The sequence below is a fragment of the Streptomyces sp. NPDC012474 genome (assembly GCF_042955185.1).
GTDB classification, from domain to species: Bacteria; Actinomycetota; Actinomycetes; order Streptomycetales; family Streptomycetaceae; genus Streptomyces; species Streptomyces cahuitamycinicus.
Map to the genome: position 1 here is coordinate 325,234 of NZ_JBIBEP010000003.1, position 21,495 is coordinate 346,728.

General features: G+C 72.5%; 13 protein-coding genes. 11 read left to right on the top strand and 2 right to left on the bottom strand.

The genetic code is table 11. From position 1 onward, the window contains the following. Nucleotides 1-76 precede the first annotated feature (76 nt). The 4 genes from ACFY9S_RS09750 to ACFY9S_RS09765 all read left to right on the top strand — a co-directional run bounded on the left by ACFY9S_RS09750 (nt 77) and on the right by ACFY9S_RS09765 (nt 4,647). Complete coding sequence (locus tag ACFY9S_RS09750) at nt 77-688, top strand: response regulator transcription factor (protein WP_003948568.1); 612 nt, start codon at nt 77-79, stop codon at nt 686-688. Between the two features lie 484 nt (nt 689-1,172). Further along, nucleotides 1,173-1,760, top strand: coding sequence for a sigma-70 family RNA polymerase sigma factor (locus ACFY9S_RS09755; protein WP_033311556.1), 588 nt, complete (start codon nt 1,173-1,175; stop codon nt 1,758-1,760). Between the two features lie 153 nt (nt 1,761-1,913). Continuing rightward, nucleotides 1,914-3,419, top strand: a complete 1,506-nt coding sequence (guaB, locus tag ACFY9S_RS09760) for an IMP dehydrogenase (RefSeq protein ID WP_102908913.1) — start codon at nt 1,914-1,916, stop codon at nt 3,417-3,419. A 103-nt stretch (nt 3,420-3,522) separates the two neighbouring features. Continuing rightward, nucleotides 3,523-4,647, top strand: coding sequence for a GuaB3 family IMP dehydrogenase-related protein (locus ACFY9S_RS09765; RefSeq protein WP_391124988.1), 1,125 nt, complete (start codon nt 3,523-3,525; stop codon nt 4,645-4,647). A 542-nt stretch (nt 4,648-5,189) separates the two neighbouring features. Here the strand turns inward: ACFY9S_RS09765 and ACFY9S_RS09770 are convergent. Continuing rightward, the gene (locus ACFY9S_RS09770) at nt 5,190-6,398 is read right to left on the bottom strand and encodes a nucleotide sugar dehydrogenase (RefSeq protein ID WP_391124991.1); all 1,209 of its coding nucleotides are present in this window, start codon (nt 6,396-6,398) and stop codon (nt 5,190-5,192) included. Nucleotides 6,399-6,667: 269 nt separating this feature from the next. On the opposite strand from ACFY9S_RS09770, the gene ACFY9S_RS09775 reads away from it, so the two are divergent. Then, a complete protein-coding gene (locus tag ACFY9S_RS09775) occupies nt 6,668-8,374 on the top strand; it encodes an FAD-dependent oxidoreductase (protein WP_391124993.1) in 1,707 nt (568 codons plus the stop codon). Nucleotides 8,375-8,644: 270 nt separating this feature from the next. On the opposite strand, the gene ACFY9S_RS09780 is transcribed toward ACFY9S_RS09775, so the two are convergent. After that, complete coding sequence (locus ACFY9S_RS09780; protein WP_391124996.1) at nt 8,645-9,688, bottom strand: serine hydrolase; 1,044 nt, start codon at nt 9,686-9,688, stop codon at nt 8,645-8,647. Nucleotides 9,689-9,859: 171 nt separating this feature from the next. Between ACFY9S_RS09780 and ACFY9S_RS09785 the strand changes: the two genes are divergently transcribed. From ACFY9S_RS09785 to ACFY9S_RS09810, 6 genes are all read left to right on the top strand, one after another. Continuing rightward, complete coding sequence (locus tag ACFY9S_RS09785; protein WP_391124999.1) at nt 9,860-11,914, top strand: protein kinase; 2,055 nt, start codon at nt 9,860-9,862, stop codon at nt 11,912-11,914. Nucleotides 11,915-12,067: 153 nt separating this feature from the next. After that, complete coding sequence (locus ACFY9S_RS09790; RefSeq protein WP_391125002.1) at nt 12,068-14,551, top strand: protein kinase; 2,484 nt, start codon at nt 12,068-12,070, stop codon at nt 14,549-14,551. Between the two features lie 167 nt (nt 14,552-14,718). Continuing rightward, the gene (locus ACFY9S_RS09795) at nt 14,719-16,431 is read left to right on the top strand and encodes a protein kinase (protein ID WP_391125005.1); all 1,713 of its coding nucleotides are present in this window, start codon (nt 14,719-14,721) and stop codon (nt 16,429-16,431) included. A 93-nt stretch (nt 16,432-16,524) separates the two neighbouring features. Then, the gene (locus ACFY9S_RS09800) at nt 16,525-17,766 is read left to right on the top strand and encodes a protein kinase (protein WP_391125008.1); all 1,242 of its coding nucleotides are present in this window, start codon (nt 16,525-16,527) and stop codon (nt 17,764-17,766) included. A 129-nt stretch (nt 17,767-17,895) separates the two neighbouring features. Next, a complete protein-coding gene (locus ACFY9S_RS09805) occupies nt 17,896-19,551 on the top strand; it encodes a protein kinase (RefSeq protein WP_391125010.1) in 1,656 nt (551 codons plus the stop codon). 71 nt (nt 19,552-19,622) lie between these two features. Next, nucleotides 19,623-21,416: a protein kinase gene (locus tag ACFY9S_RS09810; protein ID WP_391125014.1), complete on the top strand. Its 1,794-nt coding sequence runs from the start codon at nt 19,623-19,625 to the stop codon at nt 21,414-21,416. The last annotated feature ends 79 nt before the right edge of the window (nt 21,417-21,495 follow it).

Below are 21,495 nucleotides of genomic sequence, written 5' to 3' on the forward strand. Positions count from 1 at the left end.
CGGTCGACCGCACAGGTGACGATTTCGTACCAGCCTGGAGGCTCAAGGTGACGCGCATCAGCTGCGGAGGGCGGTCATGACATCCGTCCTCGTCTGCGACGACTCCCCGCTTGCCCGAGAGGCGCTCCGTCGTGCGGTCGCGACCGTGCCCGGCGTAGAGCGCGTGACGACGGCGGCCAACGGCGAGGAAGTCCTCCGCCGCTGGGGGGCCGACCGCTCGGACCTGATTCTGATGGACGTACGCATGCCCGGACTGGGCGGCGTCGAGACGGTCCGGCGGCTGCTGTCCGCCGACCCCGGTGCGCGCATCATCATGCTCACCGTCGCCGAGGACCTGGACGGCGTGGCCCTCGCGGTCGCCGCCGGCGCCCGCGGCTATCTGCACAAGGACGCCTCCCGCGCGGAACTGCGCGCGACGGTGACCCAGGCCCTGGCCGACCCGACCTGGCGGCTCGCCCCGCGCCGGCTGCGCTCGGCCGAGATGGGCGCCGCGCCCACGCTCACGGCGCGTGAGATCCAGGTCCTCGAAGGCATGAGCCACGGCCGCTCGAACGCGGAGATCGGCCGTGAGCTGTTCCTCTCCGAGGACACCGTCAAGACGCACGCCCGGCGCCTGTTCAAGAAGCTCGGCGCCTCGGACCGGGCCCACGCCGTGGCGCTCGGTTTCCGGTGGGGTCTGGTGCGCTAGGGCCTGTCGTTCGGATCACGCCCGTCCTGCGGACCGGGCCGGTTTCGACGCGCGGCCTCCGGTCGGCACCGGAGGGCGGGGGCACCCGGATGCCCCCGCGCGAGCCGCACCCGCGAGGGCCGAGGCCGGTGGCCGGCGACAGCGTCGTCAGGGCTCTGCCCCGGCCGAGGCGAGGTCCAGAGCCCGGGAGGGTGCAGGCGAGGCCTCACCTCCCCGGGAGGATTCGAACAGCAGGCCCCAGCGGTCCTCGTGAGAGCACGGAATGCCAGGTGGGCGTGGGTGGACCGGAGGTTCGCCGGGTGCCCGCTGCTCGTTTCGCCGCGGATGCCGCATCCTTGAGGGTGTGGAGTTCCTCGGGGACGAGTCGGTCGAGCGGAAGGGGAGGGCGCAGGGGATGAGTGCCGGCGCACCTGCTCATAACGCTTCGGTGCACAACAACGGGAGCGGTGCCGCGGAGTCGGCGGCCGCAAGGCACCATGGACCGATGCGCGACGACGAGGCGGCCCATGCCCAGGGCGCGATCGGTGCGCTCGTCCACCGCGCCGTCGACGGGGACGAGCAGGCGACACACGACCTGCTCGCCCATGTCCACCCCTTGGCCCTGCGCTACTGCCGCACCCGTCTGTCCCGTCTCCCGGGCGACGCGCGGCACTTCGTGGAGGACCTCGCGCAGGAGGTCTGCGTGGCGGTGCTGCTCGCACTGCCCCGCTACCGGGACACCGGGCGCCCCTTCGAGGCGTTCGTCTTCGCCATCGCCGCGCACAAGGTCGCCGACCTCCAGCGCGCGGCGATGCGCCACCCCGGCTCGACGGCCGTCCCCTCCGACGAGATGCCCGAGCGCCCGGACGACTCCCTCGGCCCGGAGGAGCGCGCCCTGCTCAGCAGCGACGCGGAATGGGCCAAGAAGCTCCTGGCCAACCTCCCCGAGAACCAGCGGGAGCTGCTGCTGCTGCGGATCGCGGTGGGGCTGACGGCAGAGGAGACCGGCCAGATGTTGGGAATGTCACCCGGGGCGGTCCGGGTGGCGCAGCACAGGGCGCTGAGCCGGCTGCGGGCGCTGGCCGAGCAGTAGCCCTGCTTGAAGAACCCCTCAGTTGAACAGGCGGTGCGCCGCTTCCGTACGAACATACGAAGCCCGGAGCCAGGCGAAACCGTGGAATGAGACAGCCCCGCTTCCCGTTAGCATGGACATCCGCACCGATCAAGGCCATTTGGGGAAGGTGTCATGACTGCCAACGTCGACGGAGTGCCCGGTAAATTCGCGACACTCGGGCTGACCTACGACGACGTGCTGCTGCTGCCGGGTGCATCCGAAGTGCTCCCCAACGCGGTCGACACCTCGTCCCGCATCTCCCGCAACGTCCGGGTCAACATCCCGCTGCTCTCCGCGGCGATGGACAAGGTGACCGAGTCCCGCATGGCGATCGCGATGGCCCGCCAGGGCGGCGTCGGCGTCCTGCACCGCAACCTCTCCATCGAGGACCAGGTCAACCAGGTCGACCTGGTGAAGCGCTCCGAGTCCGGCATGGTCACCGACCCGATCACGGTGCACCCCGACGCGACGCTGGGCGAGGCCGACGCCCTGTGCGCCAAGTTCCGCATCAGCGGCGTCCCGGTCACCGACGGCAACAAGAAGCTGCTCGGCATCGTCACCAACCGCGACATGGCCTTCGAGACCGACCGCACGCGTCAGGTGCGCGAGGTCATGACCCCGATGCCACTGGTCACCGGCAAGGTCGGCATCTCCGGCGCCGACGCCATGGAGCTGCTGCGCCGCCACAAGATCGAGAAGCTTCCGCTGGTCGACGACGCGGGTGTCCTCAAGGGCCTCATCACGGTCAAGGACTTCGTCAAGGCCGAGCAGTACCCCAACGCGGCGAAGGACTCCGAGGGCCGACTGCTCGTCGGTGCGGCCGTGGGAGCCAGCCCCGAGGCCCTGGAGCGCGCCCAGGCGCTCGCCGGTGCGGGCGTGGACTTCCTGGTCGTCGACACCTCGCACGGCCACAACAGCAACGCCCTCAGCTGGATGGCGAAGATCAAGTCGAGCGTCGGCGTCGACGTGATCGGCGGCAACGTCGCCACGCGTGACGGCGCCCAGGCGCTGATCGACGCCGGCGTCGACGGCATCAAGGTGGGCGTGGGCCCGGGCTCCATCTGCACGACCCGCGTGGTCGCCGGCATCGGTGTCCCGCAGGTCACCGCCATCTACGAGGCGTCCCTCGCGGCCCGTCCGGCGGGCATCCCGCTGATCGGCGACGGCGGCCTGCAGTACTCCGGCGACATCGGCAAGGCCCTGGCCGCCGGCGCCGACACCGTGATGCTGGGCAGCCTCCTCGCCGGCTGTGAGGAATCCCCGGGCGAGCTGCAGTTCATCAACGGCAAGCAGTTCAAGTCGTACCGCGGCATGGGCTCGCTCGGCGCGATGCAGTCCCGCGGCCAGGGCAAGTCGTACTCCAAGGACCGCTACTTCCAGGCCGAGGTCGGCTCCGACGACAAGCTCGTGCCCGAGGGCATCGAGGGCCAGGTGCCCTACCGCGGTCCGCTGGCCAACGTCCTGCACCAGCTCGTCGGCGGTCTGCGGCAGACGATGGGCTACGTGGGCGCCGCCTCCATCGACGAGATGGAGACCAAGGGCCGCTTCGTCCGCATCACGTCGGCCGGTCTCAAGGAGAGCCACCCGCACGACATCCAGATGACGGTCGAGGCACCGAACTACAGCCGCAGCAAGTAGCGGCCCGGCCTTCCAGGGCGGCCCCGGGCATCCGGGGCCGCCCTCGCCGTGCCCGTCGGCGATACTGGAAGACGCTGCAACGCATCAGGGAAAGGCCACAGACGTGACTGAGATCGAGATCGGGCGCGGCAAGCGCGGCCGCCGGGCGTACGCCTTCGACGACATCGCCGTCGTCCCCAGCCGCCGTACGCGGGACCCGAAGGAGGTCTCCATCGCCTGGCAGATCGACGCCTACCGCTTCGAGCTGCCCTTCCTGGCCGCCCCCATGGACTCGGTCGTCTCCCCGGCCACCGCGATCCGCATCGGCGAGCTCGGCGGCCTCGGCGTGCTGAACCTCGAGGGCCTGTGGACGCGCTACGAGGACCCGCAGCCGCTGCTCGACGAGATCGCCGGTCTCGACTCGGAGACCGCGACCCGCCGTCTGCAGGAGATCTACGCGGCTCCCATCAAGGAGGAGCTGATCGGGCAGCGGATCAAGGAGGTGCGCGACTCCGGCGTCGTCACCGCCGCCGCGCTCTCCCCGCAGCGCACCGCCCAGTTCTCCAAGGCCGTCGTGGACGCGGGCGTGGACATCTTCGTCATCCGCGGTACGACCGTCTCGGCGGAGCACGTCTCCGGCGCGCACGAGCCGCTGAACCTCAAGCAGTTCATCTACGAGCTGGACGTCCCGGTGATCGTCGGCGGCTGCGCCACGTACACGGCGGCCCTGCACCTGATGCGCACCGGCGCGGCCGGTGTGCTCGTCGGCTTCGGCGGCGGCGCCGCACACACCACGCGCAACGTGCTCGGCATCCAGGTCCCCATGGCGACGGCGGTCGCCGACGTGGCCGCGGCGCGCCGTGACTACATGGACGAGTCCGGCGGCCGGTACGTGCACGTGATCGCGGACGGCGGTGTCGGCTGGTCCGGCGACCTGCCCAAGGCGATCGCCTGCGGCGCGGACTCGGTGATGATGGGCTCCCCGCTGGCCCGTGCGACCGACGGCCCGGGCAAGGGCCACCACTGGGGCATGGAAGCCGTGAACGAGGAACTGCCGCGCGGCAAGAAGGTCGCCCTCGGCACGGTCGGCACCCTGGAGGAGATCCTCACGGGCCCGTCCCACACCCCCGACGGATCGATGAACCTCTTCGGCGCCCTGCGCCGGGCCATGTCCACGACGGGCTACAGCGAGCTGAAGGAGTTCCAGCGCGTCGAGGTGACGGTGGCGGACTCGCAGCACCGGCGGTAGCCCGCTCAGCTTGAGAAGGGCCTGGTCACTCGGGGGAGTGGCTGGGCCCTTTCGCATGCCCAAGTGGGCGTGAAGGGGCGCGTGTTGCCGTTGGAGGGCGCACGAGTGCTTTCGGGCCGTTCGGCCCCGTTGAGGGTGGTTTTGAGGCGCTAGTGTCCTTGATCGGCGCCCAGGTTCTTCTGGGTGCCCCCTTCCAAGGACATGGTCCGGACCCCGCCCTCGGGGCCCGGCCCGATTCCGAAGTGCCGTCCACCGGGTCAATGGGCGGCGTCGTGGAAGGGGGCGCCCATGGGACGTCACGCAAGCCCACCCGCTGGGACCGACTCCGTCTTCGGACGGTGCAGTGCCGGAGGAGGTGGATCTTGCGGATTTTCGGATGGTGAGCGGCCGCCCCCAAGAAGGCTAGGGGCGGACACTCCGTGATCCATCCAGGAGCCTGCCGCAGTGACCCCTGCGGCGGGCTCCGCCTGTGTCCGTAAGGTACCCGCGCCGCGTGCCGCATGCCACCAGTCCCACGGCTCACGCACCCCGCGCGCCCCCCTTCACAACCGATGCGCCGCCCCCGTAGGGGCTGCTCCCCGTGTGTCCAGCAGCAGCTGGGCCTTCACCGACAGGCCCTGGAGGTCGTACGTGCGGTGCTGCTGGAGCAGGATGGTCAGGTCCGCGTCGGCTGCCGCCTCGTAGAGGGAGTCCGCGCGCGGGACGGGGTGGTCGAGGACGCTCCAGGAGGGGACGTACGGGTCGTGGTAGCTGACCGAGGCGCCCAGTTCCCTCAGACGCAGGGCGATCTCCTGGGCGGGGGTGCCCTGGAGGTCGGCGAGGTCGGGCTTGTACGTGACGCCGAGGAGGAGCACGCGGGCGCCCCGGGCCGACTTGCCGTGCTCGTTGAGGAGCGTGGCGGCGCGCTGGACGACGTAGCCCGGCATGCGGTGGTTGACCTCCTGGGCCAGTTCCACCATGCGCAGGCCGCGGCCGCCGCCGGCGGTCATGTCCTGGGGGACGGAATGGCCGCCCACGCCGGGGCCCGGGCGGAAGGCCTGGAAGCCGAACGGCTTGGTCTCCGCGCAGCGGATGACGTCCCAGAGGTCGACGCCCAGGTCGTTGCAGAGGACGGCCATCTCGTTCACGAGGGCGATGTTCACGTGCCGGTAGTTGGTCTCCAGCAGTTGCACGGTCTCCGCTTCGCGGAGTCCACGCGCGCGTACCGCCTTGTCGGTCAGCCGGGCGTAGAACGCGGCGGCCGACTCGGTGCACGCCGGGGTGAGACCGCCGATGACCTTGGGGGTGGTGGCGGGCGTGACGTCGCGGTTGCCGGGATCGACGCGGCTGGGGGAGTACGCGAGGTGGAAGTCGCGGCCGGCGCGCAGACCGGAGCCCTCCTCCAGAAGCGGACGCAGGAATTCCTCCGTCGTCCCCGGGTACACGGGTGACTCCAGGATCACTGTGGTGTGCGGGCGCAGATGGGCGGCCAGAGTGCTGGCGGCCGTCTCCAGCTGGCTCAGGTCGAGCCCGCCGTCCGCGCTCCGCGGGGTCGGCGCGCAGATGACCGCGGTGCGCACCCGGCCGAGCTCGGCCGGGTCGGTGGTCGGCCGGAAGCCCCCCGAGAGCATCCGGCGCAGTTCGGCGGGGCTGAGCGAGCCCGCCTCGGGTCCGGTCCGGTAGCCGATGGTGGGGACGCCGGCGGCGACGGCGGCCTGGGCCAGTGGCAGGCCGTACGGGCCGAGTCCGATGACGGCGAGATCTGCGGGCATGGCGGCCGTCCTTCCCGATAGCCGAAGTGGGACAGGTGCGCAAGCCCTGTGGACAGGACGGGCGAGCGCAATGTCAGACTAGGAGTAAATATGACCGATATGCGGGATTGCCCGGCCGAGTTTCGGTGAGTGTTCCGTGAGCGTTGTCCACAGGCTGCGGGCCCGTGGTGGCTGAAGTCGGGCAACCCGGTCAGAATCTGGGCAGGGGGATACGGACGGGGCCTCACCCGACGGGTGCGGCCGGCACGACCGATGAGCGGGAGGCAGCGGTGAGGACAGCGACACTCGGACCGGCGCAGCGAGCCGAGTCACTCGCATCTATGGCCGAGCGCGAGCTGGACGTGCTGGTCGTGGGTGCAGGCGTGGTCGGTGCGGGCACCGCGCTCGACGCCGTGACGCGGGGATTGTCCACCGGTCTGGTCGAGGCGCGTGACTGGGCGTCCGGCACCTCCAGCCGGTCCAGCAAGCTCATCCACGGCGGCCTGCGCTATCTGGAGATGCTCGACTTCACACTCGTCCGCGAGGCCCTGAAGGAACGCGGCCTGCTGCTCGAGCGGCTCGCCCCGCACCTGGTGAAGCCCGTGCCGTTCCTGTACCCGTTGCAGCACAAGGGCTGGGAGCGGCTGTACGCCGGGTCGGGCGTGGCCATGTACGACGCGATGTCCATGGCGCGCGGGCACGGCCGGGGCCTGCCGATGCACCGTCACCTGACGCGCTCTCACGCCCTGCGCGTGGCGCCCTGCCTGAAGAAGGACGCCCTGGTGGGGGCGTTGCAGTACTACGACGCCCAGATGGACGACGCCCGGTACGTGGCGACCCTGGTGCGCACGGCGGTGGCGTACGGCGCGCAGGCGGCCAACCGTGCCCGCGTGACGGGATTCCTGCGCGAGGGCGAGCGGGTCGTCGGCGCGATGGTGCAGGACGTGGAAGGGGGCGGCGAGTACGAGATCCGCGCCAAGCAGGTCGTCAACGCCACCGGCGTGTGGACGGACGACACCCAGGCCATGGTCGGGGAGCGCGGCCAGTTCCACGTCCGGGCGTCCAAGGGCATCCACCTGGTCGTGCCGCGCGACCGGATCCACTCCACGACCGGCCTGATCCTGCGCACGGAGAAGTCGGTGCTGTTCGTCATCCCCTGGGGCCGGCACTGGATCGTCGGCACCACGGACACCGACTGGGACCTCGACAAGGCTCACCCCGCCGCGTCCAGCGCGGACATCGACTACCTGCTGGAACACGTGAACTCGGTCCTCTCGGTGCCGCTCACGAGGGACGACGTCCAGGGCGTGTACGCGGGCCTGCGGCCGCTGCTCGCCGGCGAGTCGGACGCCACCAGCAAGCTGTCGCGCGAGCACACGGTGGCGCATCCCGTGCCCGGGCTGGTCGTCGTGGCGGGCGGCAAGTACACGACGTACCGGGTCATGGCCAAGGACGCGGTGGACGCGGCGGTGCACGGGCTGGACATGCGCGTCGCCGAGTGTGTCACCGAGGACGTGCCACTGCTGGGCGCCGAGGGATACCGGGCGCTGTGGAACGCGCGGGCGCGGATCGCCGCCCGGACCGGACTCCACGTGGTGCGGGTCGAGCACCTGCTGAACCGCTACGGGACGATGACCGAGGAGCTGCTCGCGCTCATCGCGGAGGACCCGTCGCTGGGCGAGCCCCTGGTGGCGGCCGACGACTATCTGCGCGCCGAGATCGTGTACGCGGCCTCCCACGAGGGGGCGCGGCACCTGGACGACGTGCTGACGCGGCGGACGCGCATCTCGATCGAGACCTTTGACCGGGGCGCCCGCAGCGCACGCGACGCCGCCCAGCTGATGGCGCCCGTGCTCGGCTGGGACAAGGACCAGATCGAGCGCGAGGTCGAGCACTACCAGAAGAGGGTGGAGGCCGAGCGGGAGTCGCAGCGGCAGCCCGACGACCTGACGGCGGACGCGGCGCGGCTGGGGGCGCCGGACATCGTGCCGTTGTGATTCTGCCGGGTGGTTGGTCTGCGGGGCCGTTGTCGTGCGGGTTCGATGTCCAGCGGGGCCGTTGTCCTGCGGGGTCGATGTCCTGAGGGGTGACGGTCTTGCAGGGCTGATTCTGCGCTTGCCGTTGTCCTGCGGGGGTTCTCCGGGCCGCGTTCCTGCGAGGCCGTTCCTGCGCGGCCGTTGCCCTGTCAGGCCGCTCTTACCGGGCCGTTCCGGACATCACTCGAACGAGTGTCAGGAGACGGGATCTCCGTTCGGAACCGGGTCGTTCTACGGGGTGCGGGGGCAGAACTCGGCAGCGAGTAAGGCGGGTTCGAGGCCGGGATCTGCGATCGCGTCCGTGTTCACGCGGAGGGTGAGGACATGCCGGCCGTCGACAGTGGCTGCGGTGCGCACGTAGCTGCCGGATATGTGCCCGTCGTGCCCCCACACCGTCGTGCCGCACGGAAGTTTCTCGGGAAACAGCCCCATGCCGTACGCGCCGCGTGCGGCGCGGGTGTCGAGCATCTCGCGCAGCCAGTGCGGGGGCAGCAGCCGGCCGCCGAGCAGGGCCGCGTAGAAGCGGTCCAGGTCGGCGAGCGTGGTCACCAACTCGCCCGCGGCTCCGGCCACCCGCGGGTCGAGTTCGGTGACGTCGGTTCCGTCGGCGGCGTAGGCGCGGCCGTGCGGAGAGGGCAGCGAAGAGCGGGATCCAGGGAAGGAGGTGCCCGTCAGACGCAGGGGAATGATGATGCGGCGCTCGGCTTCGGTGGCGTACGAGTGGCCGGTGGTCTGCCGGATGACCATGCCCAGCAGGACGTAGTTGGTGTTCGAGTAGGCGAAGCGGCCGCGTTCGGCCGGGGGGTGGGTGAGAGCGATGTCCAGGGCCTGACGGGGTGTGACGGGCGCGGTCCCGCCGGTGTCCGTGGTGAAGTCGTGCAGTCCGCTGGTGTGGGTGAGCAGGCTGCGCAGGGTCAGTGCGCGGCCGTCGTTGCCTGATCCTCGCACCAGACCCGGCAGGTGCCGCTCCACCGTGTCGGACAGCGACAGCCGGTGCTCGGCGGCCAGTTGCAGCACGACCGTCGCTATGAACGTCTTCGTGATGCTTCCGGCGCGGAAATGGTCCGGCCGGGCGATTCCCGGCCCGGTGCCGGCATAGCGGGTCGTGGTGCCCTCCCGGGCGAGCAGGGCCGCGGCCGGCGCCCTGCCCTGGGTCACCAGGAGCGGCAGCACTGCGTCGGTGGGCGGCATCGACAGGGCGGACGAGTCGGCCGGCGGCAGACCCAACAGGGCCGCGGCCACGGGTAGTGCCAGCAATGTCCGAAACGGCGGCATGCGGGTTCCTCCCTGGTCAGGGCCCATCATGCAAGGCCGCGTGAGGCAGACCGCACCCGGGTTGCCGGGGGGCGGGCCCGCGGGTGCTCGCCAGAGGGCCCCTGGGCGCCGGGCACTTGTCGGGTGAGAGACAATGGAGGTTCGGTCAGGGCGGGTTGTATGAGGGGACGCATGTCGGAGGCGGAGCGGGCGGGCACATCTCGTCAGGACACTCGTCAGGACAACAGGGAGCGTCTCCTCGCGGAGCGTTACCGACTGGGCGAAGTGCTCGGCCGGGGAGGCATGGGCACGGTGTGGCGGGCCCAGGACGAGACCCTCGGGCGGACGGTCGCCGTCAAGGAGCTGCGGTTCCCGTCGAACATCGACGAGGAGGAGAAGCGGCGGCTGATCACGCGGACGCTGCGCGAGGCCAAGGCGATCGCGCGGATCCGCAACAAAAGCGCCGTGACGGTCTTCGACGTCGTCCAGGAGGACGACCGGCCCTGGATCGTGATGGAACTCGTCGAGGGCAAGTCGCTCGCCGAGGTCATCCGGGAGGACGGCCTCCTCGAACCGAAGCGCGCAGCCGAGGTCGGACTCGCCGTCCTCGACGTGCTGCGGTCCGCTCACCGCGAGGGCATCCTGCACCGCGACGTGAAGCCGTCGAACGTGCTGATCGCCGAGGACGGACGGGTCGTGCTCACCGACTTCGGCATCGCCCAGGTCGAGGGCGACCCGTCCATCACCTCGACCGGCATGCTCGTCGGCGCGCCCTCCTACATCTCGCCGGAGCGGGCGCGCGGGCACAAACCGGGCCCGGCGGCCGACCTGTGGTCGCTCGGCGGGCTGCTGTACGCGGCGGTGGAGGGCGCGCCGCCGTACGACAAGGGGTCGGCCATAGCGACCCTCACGGCCGTGATGACCGAGCCGCTGGAGGAGCCGAAGAACGCGGGTCCGCTGAAGGACGTCATCTATGGGCTGCTCACCAAGGACCCCGCGCAGCGACTGGACGACGTGGGCGCCCGGGCGATGCTGAACTCGGTCCTGCGCGCACCCGAGACGGCCGAGCCGGAGCCGTTGGACGCGACGAAGGTCGTGCCGCTGCCGGCGCAGCCGGACAGGTCCTCGGGCAAGGGCGGTTCGCCGGGGTCCGGGAGCAAGCGGGGCGAGGAGGCCGGGGAGCGGTTGCGCGGGGCGCTGCGTTCCGTGCGCAAGGCCACCGTGGGGACGGCTGCCGCGGGCTCGGCCGCCAGCGCCACTCCAGGAGGCAAGTCCGGAACCGCCAAGGGCGCCTCCCCGGCGGCGGGCACGGCCTCCGCCGAGCCGGACAGTGGTACGGGCCGGGGCGGGGCCGCGGGTGTGTCCGGGGCGCAGTCGGGCTCGGCGGCCGCCGGTGCCGGTGAGCGGAAGGGGACGGAAGCGAAGTCGGCGTCCGGGGGGCGGAGTTCTGGGTGGCCCGTCGTGCCGCCGCCGGACCTGCCGCCGCGGCCCGTGCCGCGGGCGCCGCTCACCGACGTGGTGCCGCGGCGGACCCTGGTGATCATCGCGGTGGTCGTGGTGCTCGCCGTGATCGGCACCGTGCTCGCGATCGTGCTCAGCGGTGACGGCAAGGACTCGAAGGGCGCCTCGGGAGAGGGCGGCGGGAAGACCGTCGCGACGGCGTCGAGCAGCGGCGACACCAAGGGCGACGATGCCGACGGTACGCGGACGGACGGGCAGACCCAGCCCGCGCCGTCCCGGCCCTCGAACAGCACACCGAGCGGCGGCGCGAGCGGTTCCTCGGGCGAGGGCGGCACCGGCGGCGGGAAGGGCACCGCGGCGGAGTCGACCCACCGGGGCGGCCAGGGGTACTCGATCGGTCTGCCGAAGGGGTGGAAGTACCGGTCCACAGGTGCGGCGGGCGACCGCTTCACCGGGCCCGACGGGCAGAAGCTGCTCATCGCCTGGACGTCCACGCCCAAGGGCGACCCGGTGGCGGACTGGAGGAGTCAGGAGCGCTACATGGTGCGCGCGCAGTACCAGAAGATCCGCATAGCGAAGGTGGACTACCGCGGCTGGAACACGGCCGACTGGGAGTTCACCTACACGGACGGCGGCACCAAGTACCGGACGATCGACCGGGGTTTCGTGGTCGACGACCGGCAGGGATACGCGCTGATGTACACGGCGAAGGCGGCCGGCTGGGACAGCGCGTCGCGCAAGGAGACCTGGCGGACGCTGACGAAAACCTTCGAACCCAAGTCCTGAGCATGGGGCGCCCCGGGTTTGGGGAGTGAGATCTGGCATCCCCCCGTTGCGGGTTGCCTGCGGCACGTATCGTGAATATTTGCGGACCGTGCGCAGCCGAAACGGACCGCGGGGCGAACGGATGTGACCGAACGGGCTGCCGGGGGAGGCAACGTGGACGACTACGCGGGCCGGGTACTCGCCGACCGCTACCGCCTGCCGCTGCCGCCCTCCGACGAGTACGAACTCACCGAGACCCGGGCCTTCGACACCTACAGCGGACAGGAAGTCCTGGTCCGTCAGGTGCCGTTGCCGGAAGTGGTCGAGGCCGAGGTCCTCGACGCGGAGGGGCTTCCCGACGGTTTCACGGCGCGTGACGGCGGTGGGCGGCGCTCCGGCGCCCGCGCGGGCACCCGGCGGCCCACGGACCCGGTGGTGCGGCGCGCGGTCGAGGCCGCGCAGGCCGCGGCGGCCATTCCCGACCACCCCCGACTCGACCAGGTCTTCGACGTGTTCGCCGAGGGCGGTTCGCTGTGGATCGTCAGCGAGCTGGTGGCCGCGCGCCCGTTGGCGGCGCTGCTCGCCGAGAAGCCGCTGACGCCCTACCGGGCCGCCGAGGTGGCCTCGGACGTCCTGATGGCCCTTCGGGTGCTGCACGCGCACGGCTGGGTGCACCGGAACATCACCGCGCGGACGGTGCTCGTCTGCGACGACGGCCGCGTGATGCTGACCGGGCTGGCCGTGGGCGCGGCGGAGGAGGCCCTGTGCGGGTACGACCCGGTTCCGGAACCGCCCTTCGAGGAGTCCGGGCAGCGGCCGGGGCAGGAGGGCGGCGCGGGGCCGGCCGGTGGCCTCCGTGGCGCGGGTGATCCCGAGGCCGCGCGGCGCGCTGCCATAGAGGCCCGGGAAGCCAGGGGACTGCCCTCCGCAGGGGGCGAGACCACGGGTGAGGCCCCGGTCGTACCGGTGCGCGGGCCGGTGCGGGAGAGCGGGGACCCCAGGGCGGCGCGGGCCGGGGCGATCGCGGCCTACCGGGCCGGTGCCCGGGCTGCCGCCCGGGTGCAGGAGGCGCAGCAGGGCGGGCCGGCGGCCCTGCCCGGAGCCCGCCCCGCACCGGACGGCGGGACCGCGCCCCACGGCGACGGGCCGGCACAGTCGCCGTACATCCCCGGGCAGGGCACCGCCCCCGGGGCCGTACCGCCCGGGCGGATCGCAGACCCCTACGGCGTGGGCGGCAGCCCACGGACCACGGCATGGCATGGCGCCACGCCCCGCGGCACGACCGGCGGGGCGTCGGTGCCGCAGGGCCGGGAGCAGGCGGCGCTCCCCCCGGCCACGGACACCGCGGTCCACGGCGAACCCACCCGCTGGGACGACCTGGTCGCCGACACCCCGGCTCCCCGGCGCGGTCCGGCCACGGCGCTGGCCGCGGAGCGGGCGCGGCAGGCGCGGATGGCCGTGGTCGGGCCCGTCACGGAACGCTGGGCGCCGGAGCAGGCCTATCCGGTGCACGAAAACTGGCAGTTGGCCGCCCCGATCGGTCCCGCGACCGACCTGTGGGCGCTCGGCGCCCTGCTCTTCAGGGCCGTGCAGGGGCACGCGCCCTACCCGGAGGAGTCCACGGCCGAGCTGGTGCAGATGGTGTGCGCGGAACCGCCCGCGTACGCCGAGGAGTGCGGGCCGGTGCGGCCGGTCGTGGAGTCGCTGCTGCGGCAGGACCCCACGGAACGCCTCGACTTCGAGGAGGTACGCGGCTGGCTGCGCTCGCTGGTGCGCTCCGCCCCCGAACCGGAGGCCGGGGTGCACGTAGTCCCGGCGCCGCCCGTGGACGCCCGCCGGCTGCCCGTCGTACGGCGCCGGGGCGAGCTCGTGCGCAGGCGGAAGGCCGGGCTGCCCGCACATCACGGGCGGCACAAACGGGCCCGGAAGGAGTCCGGTTCACCGCACCGCCTCGGCCGCACCCTGCTCCTGCTGGTCCTGCTCGCGATGGCAGCGGCGGTCGCCTACGCCATGCTCTTCATGCCCAAGTCGGGGACCGGCGGCGCGGACGGCGCGGACCGTACCGGTGCCGCCGGTGAGGTCAGCCAGGCCCCCGAGCCGGACGCCAGCAGTGAGCCCCGGCCCGACCAGACGTCTCCCGAGCCGGAGAAGAGCCCCTCTTCGTCGGCCGGCACCACCGAGACGCAGACCACCGGCCCGGACGTCGGCGACGGCTTCACCCTGCGCAAGGACTCGGCGGGCTTCCAGGTCGCCGTCGCCAAGGGCTGGGACCGCGCCGCGCGGAGCGGCAGCGGACAGGTCGTCTACTCCAAGGGTGACTTCGAGCTCATCGTCGTGGCGGGACGGGACAGCGCGTCGGAGTACGGCAACGACCCGATGGCCTACCAGCGGGAGAGGGAGCGCGAGCTGCAGCCGTACCGCGACTCCAGCTGGGCCACCTCCACCGGTCTGAAGACGATCGAGGTGGGCGGACGGACCATGGCCGAGGGCCAGTTCACCTGGACCGGCGGCGACGGGGGCGAACTGTACGTCCGCAACCTCGCGATGCTGGTCGACGGCCGCTACCACGTGGTCCAGGTGCGCGGCCCGGAGTCCGAACGCGACGAGGTGACGCGTCTGTACGAGCAGGCGGCTGCCACGTACAAGGCGACGGGGTGATCGACCGGCGCGCCGCCTGTACCCCGCGGTTCACGCTCTGGTTGCCTCCCGTCCCGGCAGTCGACAACCGTCACAGTGCGGTCACCGTGGTACCCCGCTTGTTCCCAGGGTGAGGGCGGGTCCTTACGCTGACCCTGTCAAGACCATTGCGGGGCAACGTGAATCAGATGCAGGGCCAGCTCGTCGCGGGCCGCTACCGGCTGGCCGAATCCATCGGCAGTGGCGGCATGGGCCGGGTCTGGCGCGCACATGACGAGGTGCTGCACCGGTCGGTCGCCATCAAGGAGTTGACGGCCGCCCTCTACGTCTCCGAGAGCGAGCAGGCGATCCTGCTGGCACGCACCCGGGCCGAGGCCAGGGCCGCCGCACGGATCAACCACTCCGCGGTCGTCACGGTGCACGACGTACTGGAGCACGACGGCCGCCCGTGGATCGTGATGGAGCTGGTCGAGGGCCGCTCCCTGGCCGACGCGGTCAAGGAGGAGGGGCGTGTCGAGCCGCGCGAGGCCGCCCGCATCGGTCTCTGGGTGCTGCGGGCCCTGCGCGCCGCGCACACCGCCGGGGTCCTGCACCGCGACATCAAGCCGGGCAACGTCCTCCTCGCCCGGGACGGACGCGTGCTGCTCACGGACTTCGGCATCGCGCAGATCGAGGGGGACACGACCATCACGCGCACCGGAGAGGTCGTCGGCTCGGTCGACTACCTGGCGCCCGAGCGGGTGCGCGGCCACGACCCGGGCCCGTCCTCGGACCTGTGGGCGCTCGGCGCGACGCTCTACACGGCGGTGGAGGGCCGGTCGCCGTTCCGCCGCACCACACCCCTGACCACCATGCAGGCCGTGGTCGAGGAGGAGGCCGCCGAGCTCCGGCACGCCGGCCCGCTCGTGCCCGTCATCACCGCCCTGCTGCGCAAGGACCCCGGCACCCGGCCCGGCATGCCCGAGGCCGAGCACATGCTCGCCGAGGCCGCGGAGGGGCGGCGACCGAACGGGGCGCAGGCCTATGTGCCGACGCAGTACGGGGGGCCGTCGCCGTACCGGGACGCACACAGCGGTACCGCCCCGGGGACGGCCACCCCGGGCACCGGCTACAGCACCGGTTCGGGTTCGCACACAGGCACACCCCTCCCGCCACTGGCCGGCAACCCGGCCCCCGGGACGTCCACGGCCGGTACCCCGCCCTACGGCCCGACCGGTCCGACCGTGCTGGGACCGGTGACGGGTTCGCAGCCGTCCGGTTCGGGTAAGCGCCGTCGGCTGCGCACCCTCGCCCTGGTCGTCGCGCTCGCGGCCATCATCGGCGGGGGCACGGCCGTGGTGCTCCAGCAGTGGAACGAGAGCCGGGCGTCGCAGGCCGGCGGATCCGGCTCGTCGACGTCCACCGGCACGAAGCGGCCCGGAGGATCGGTTCCGGCCAGCTGGATCCGCTACGACGATCCCGCGGGGTTCAGCCTCTACCTGCCGAAGGGGTGGAAGCGCAAGCCCTACGGCCCCCAGGGCGAGCTCAAGCAGATCGACTACTCACCGGACGGCGGCCGGCACTTCGTCCGCATCGCCGTCGACAGGTCACCGGACTTCGCCGACCCCTACGAGCACCAGCTCGACCTGGAGCAGCAGCTTCAGCGGCTGGTCGCCTACCAGCGGCAAGTGCTGAAGCGCAACGTCTACCGTGACCGGGACGGCGCCCTGTGGGAGTACACGTGGACCGCCCAGCCCAAGCAAACCCAGTTCCCCGGCCCGCGCCGGGCCATCGAGGAGACGTACGTCGCCCGCGACGGCACCGAGTACGCGCTCTACATGTCGGCCCCGGCCGCGGACTGGGCGACGGCGCGCAAGCAGTTCACCTCGCTGCTCCAGGGCTGGCGGGAGAAGACTTCCTGAGGTAGGGGCCACTTCTGACGGGGGGTTGCCTGTTTCGGCCACCCGCGCCTCGCCGTCCCGGAGTGGTTCCGTCCGTTGGGGCATGATGGCCGCATGGGGACCGAGGGGCACAACAGGCGTGTCATCGCGGGCCGTTACCGGCTCGAGGAGAAACTCGGTCGCGGCGGCATGGGCGTGGTCTGGCGGGCCACCGACCAGCTGCTCGGCCGGAGCGTGGCCGTCAAGGAGCTCCCCTACGACCCGACGCTCTCCGCGGCGCAGGCGCGCCGGCAGCGAGACCGTACGCTGCGCGAGGCCCGGGCCGTCGCCCAGTTGAGCCACCCGCACATCGTCGTCGTCCACGATGTCGTCGAGGACGACGAACGCCCCTACATCGTCATGGAGCTGATCGAGGGGGGTTCGCTCGCCGACCGGCTCGCCCAGCGGGGTCCCGTCGACGCCGCCGAAGCGGCTCGCATCGGAATCGCCCTGCTCGGCGCGCTGGGCGCCGCACACGCGGCCGGGGTACTGCACCGTGACCTCAAGCCGGACAATGTCCTGCTGGAGACCGGCACCGACCGGATCGTCCTCACCGACTTCGGCATCGCCCAGGTCGCGGGCGCCCCGACGCTCACCGAGAACGGGGCCTTCGTCGGCTCGCCCGAATACACCGCGCCCGAGCGGATGTCCGGGGTGCGGACCGGACCCGAGTCCGACCTGTGGTCACTGGGGGCGCTGCTGTGCGCTGCCCTCAGCGGGGAGTCGCCGTTCCACCGCGACTCGCTGGGCGGCATCCTGCACGCCGTCGTCGTGGGCGACATCCAGCCGCCCGCGCAGGCCGGGCCGCTTCTGCCCGTCGTACGCGGGCTGCTGGAACGCGATCCGGACCGGCGGCTGGACGCGGACCAGGCCGAGCGGATGCTCCAGGCCTTCCGCGACACGGGCCGTACACCGCTGTCGCCGCCCGGCTACGGACCGTCGCCCGGGTACGCGTCGGCGGCCGGGGACGTACCGCGCCGTCGGCCGCAGGATCCCGCCGGCCGGCAGCAGCCCGGGGCGTCGGCGGACCTGCACGGCCCGGACCGGCCGGAGGAGCCCTTCCTGCGCCAGCCCACGCGGCGCGTGCTCATCGCGGCGCTGCTGGTCGCCGCGATGGCGGGGGCGGGGGTGTCCGCGGCGGCGCTGCTGAGGGAGGAGGGCACCGGGGACGGCGGCCCCACGCCGACGAGTTCCGCGACGACGAAGCCGAGGACCACGCCGACGAAGCCGACGAAGCCGACGACGACGCCGACGAAGCCGACGACGACGCCGACACCCCGGTCGGCCGCCCCGAGCACGCCCGCGCCCGCCCCGTGACCGTCGAAACGCCCTAATCGCTCTAAGCTCCCTAAAAGGGGAGAACAACTCCCTTGTGAAGTCACGGGTCTGTGACCGGCTCGCGTCCTTTGTGGATCCGCGGGCGGTTGGCGCGATATGGATGAACCCATGAGCAGCAACGGGGGAGCCCGATCCGGGGCCGATGAGCCGACGAGTTTTGTACTGCAACCACCGCACCAGCAGGCGCCGGTGCCGGGCAATCCCTACGCGGCGCCGGCCGCGTCACCCACCCAGGTCGTGCCGTCCCAGTCATCCCAGGCGCCCGAGGACCCCGGCGCCGGGCGGCTCATCGCCGGGCGCTACCGGCTGCTGGCCAAGCTCGGGCACGGCGGCATGGGCACGGTGTGGCGGGCCAAGGACGAGACGGTGGACCGGGAGGTCGCCGTCAAGGAACCCCGCGTCCCGGAGCATCTTCCCGAACGGGAACGTGCCAACGCCTTCGAGCGGATGCGTCGCGAGGCCCGTGCGGCGGCCCGGCTCGACCACCCGGCGGTGGTCGACGTGTACGACGTCGCGGTCGTGGAGGACCAGCCCTGGATCGTGATGGAGCTGGTGCGGGGCCGCTCGCTGGGGGACGCCCTCCAGGAGGGCACCCTGTCCGCGCGCGAGGCCGCCCGGATCGGCCTGGAGGTGCTCGGCGCGCTGGAGGCCGCGCACGCTGCGGGCATCCTGCACCGGGACGTGAAACCGGACAACGTGCTGCTCGGCCGCTACGACCGGGTCGTCCTCACCGACTTCGGGATCGCCCAGATCGAGGGCGAGACCAATCTGACCGACACGGGCGGCTTCGTGGGCTCGCCCGAGTACATCGCGCCCGAGCGCGTGCTGGGACAGCGCCCGGGCCCGGCCAGCGACCTGTGGTCCCTCGGCGTGGTGCTGTACGCGGCGACGGAGGGCGTCTCGCCGTTCCGCCGCAGCAACACCCCGGCCACGCTCCAGTCCGTCCTCAACGCCACGCCCGCACCCTCGGCCTCCGCCCAGGGCCCCGTCGCCGAGACCATCAACGGCCTGCTGAACAAGGACCCGGCCCGCCGCCCGAACGCCGCGCAGGTGCGGGCATTGCTTGAGGCGGCCGCGAACCCGCCCACCGCCCAGACCACACAGGCCGTGCCGGCCACGGGCCAGGGCGGTGGCGGCCCGGGCGTCCGGCTCGGCCGCAAGGCCTGGACCGGACTGGGCGCCGCGGTCGTCGCGGCGGCGGTGACGGCGTACCTGGTGCTCGCGGACCCCTTCGCCGGGCCGCTGCCCGAGGGCTGGGAGATCAAGCAGGAGAAGGATCTCGCCGCGTCGCTCGCCGTCCCCGCCGGGTACCAGCGGACGGTGCCCGACCGGAAGTCCGACCAGAACCACTGGGTCGCGTACAGCGACTGGAGCGGCAGCATCTGGCTCCGCCTGATCCTGGAGAAGAAGGCCGAGGACACCGGCGGCAACATCGCCGGCTCGGCGGCCGCCGAGATGTACGACGACGACACCCGGTTCAAGGAGAGCGGCAGCTACGAACTGGACATGGACGAGGGTTCCAAGAAGACGGACCCCCGGACGACCACGTACAGGGACAGGAAGGCCGCCCAGAACACCGTCCCCTTCACGACCGACGACAGCGAGAACCCACGCCCCCGGGAGTGCCAGATCTTCTACTACCGGACCCCCGGCGGCGACATGTACAAACTCATCGTCAGCTACCCGGACGACAGCGACTTCACCGCCCGTGGACGCGAGGTGGCGAGCACGGCGATCGCGAACCTGGACATCGACAAGACCTGATTCCGCCCCTTCGCCGCGGTTGCGGACGACCCGCGTCGACAAGGACACGCCCCGCGGGGTACTGATGGGGCATGAGCAACGACGGGGGCGGGACGGACGACGCCCGGGGCCGGCTGGTCGGTGGGCGCTACCGGCTGGTCGAGCGCATCGGCTCCGGCCGGACGGGCACCGTCTGGCGGGCCCTCGACGAACTCGCGCAGCGCGAAGTCGCCGTCAGACAACCGCGGTTGCCGGGCACCCCGGAGGACGAGAGTCACCGGCGGGCGGCCCACCGGCTGCACCGCGAGGCCCGGGCCGCCGCCCGCGTCGACCATCCCGCCGCCGTCACCATCCACGACGTGGTCGTCGAGGCGGAGCAGCGCGGCGAACACCCGGGACCCGTGGGCCCCGACGAACTCGACGCGGCCGAGGCGCTCGACGGACTGCCGTGGATCGTCATGGAGATGGTGTCCGGCGAGTCCCTCCGCGACAGAATCCGGCGGGGCCCGGTCGACGTGCCCGAAGCCGCCCGGATCGGCCTCGCCGTGCTCGGTGCCCTGCGCGCCGCGCACTCGGTCGGCATCGTGCACCGGGACGTGAAGCCCGCCCATGTGCTGATCGGCCCGCACCGGCGCGTCGTCGTCACCGACTTCGGCCTCGCCCATGTGCAGGGCGAGGACCCGCTCACCGCGAGCGGGGAGGCCACCGCCGGTTCGCCGGAGTTCGTCGCCCCCGAGCGGATGTCCGGCCGCATCGCCGGACCCGCCTCCGACCTGTGGTCCCTGGGCGCCCTGCTGTACGCGGCCGTCGAGGGCTCGTCCCCGTTCCTGCGGGCCACACCGGAGGCCACGCTCGCCGCGATCCGCGCCGCCGAGCCACCCGAACCGACACGGGCCGGACCCCTCGGGCCACTGATCGCACGGCTGCTGGTGCCGGACCCGGAACAGCGGCCGGATGTCGAGGAGGTCGCGAAGGAACTGGAGGCGGTTGCGGGACCCGCACCGGCCGCGGCGACCCCGCGGACGACCGGCCCCGAACCGAAGCCGGACGACCGGACCGCATCCCGGCCCGACCTGATGCCTGCCGCCGTGCCCTGCGCCGCGCCGACTGCCGTGCCTGCCGCCGTGTCACCTGCCGCGCCTGCCGTCCAGCCCGCCCCCACGGTCCAGCCCGCCTCCGCCCCCGGGCCCGGGGCCGCCCCCACGGTCCAGCCCGCCTCCGCCTCCGCCTCCGCCCCCGCCTCCGCCCCTGGCCCCGCGTCCGCCTCCCCACCCAGCCCCCACACGCGGCAGGACCTCATACCCCCCAAACGCCAGAGCCTTCTCCGCCCCGGCCCCCTTGCCCTCCTCTCCGCGCTGCTCGCCGGTGGGATAGGGGCCGTCACGCAACTCGCCGAGACCAGCAGCGCAGAGAGCGCGGGGCAGGCCGCCGGCGCCACCGACGTCTGGAGCCCGCACCCCGAGCCGGACATGGCGGCCGTTGTCCATCTGCCGCGTCACTACCGCGCACTCGACCGGACCGGCAGCGCGACCGACCAGCCCCGCACGGTGCTCTACGGCGACGAGCGGACCGGCGCGATCCAGGTCCGTCTCCTGTTCTGGGACAGGGCTCCGGCCGCCCCGGCGGACCAGGCCGGGAAGGCACAGGGCACCGGGGGAGAAACCCGGTACGCGCGCACCAGCGTCCAGGGTCACGAAGCCGCCCTCGCCGACACCGCGTACCGCCGGGGCGAGACCCCCAGGCGGCTCATGCGGCTGGTCATCCGCACCGATGACGACCGCATGTACGAACTGCGCGTCGACATGCCCAGGGGCACGCCGGAAGAGGACGAGGGCATCTCGGTGTTCGAGGGGGCCCGGGAGCGGCTCGGGATCGTAAAAGGCTGAATCACACCCGCCGGTCACCCACAACGTCCTGATCAGCGCGTTTGTTGCCAGCAGTCACTGGCGTCGTGTGTGCACTCGG

Coding starts and splice junctions, on each gene's coding strand:
- ACFY9S_RS09750 (WP_003948568.1), top strand. CDS start 77: ATGACATCCGTCCTCGTCTGCGACGACTCCCCGCTTGCCCGAGAGGCG.
- ACFY9S_RS09755 (WP_033311556.1), top strand. CDS start 1,173: ATGCGCGACGACGAGGCGGCCCATGCCCAGGGCGCGATCGGTGCGCTC.
- guaB (WP_102908913.1), top strand. CDS start 1,914: ATGACTGCCAACGTCGACGGAGTGCCCGGTAAATTCGCGACACTCGGG.
- ACFY9S_RS09770 (WP_391124991.1), bottom strand. CDS start 6,398: ATGCCCGCAGATCTCGCCGTCATCGGACTCGGCCCGTACGGCCTGCCA.
- ACFY9S_RS09780 (WP_391124996.1), bottom strand. CDS start 9,688: ATGCCGCCGTTTCGGACATTGCTGGCACTACCCGTGGCCGCGGCCCTG.
- ACFY9S_RS09785 (WP_391124999.1), top strand. CDS start 9,860: ATGTCGGAGGCGGAGCGGGCGGGCACATCTCGTCAGGACACTCGTCAG.
- ACFY9S_RS09795 (WP_391125005.1), top strand. CDS start 14,719: ATGCAGGGCCAGCTCGTCGCGGGCCGCTACCGGCTGGCCGAATCCATC.
- ACFY9S_RS09800 (WP_391125008.1), top strand. CDS start 16,525: ATGGGGACCGAGGGGCACAACAGGCGTGTCATCGCGGGCCGTTACCGG.
- ACFY9S_RS09805 (WP_391125010.1), top strand. CDS start 17,896: ATGAGCAGCAACGGGGGAGCCCGATCCGGGGCCGATGAGCCGACGAGT.
- ACFY9S_RS09810 (WP_391125014.1), top strand. CDS start 19,623: ATGAGCAACGACGGGGGCGGGACGGACGACGCCCGGGGCCGGCTGGTC.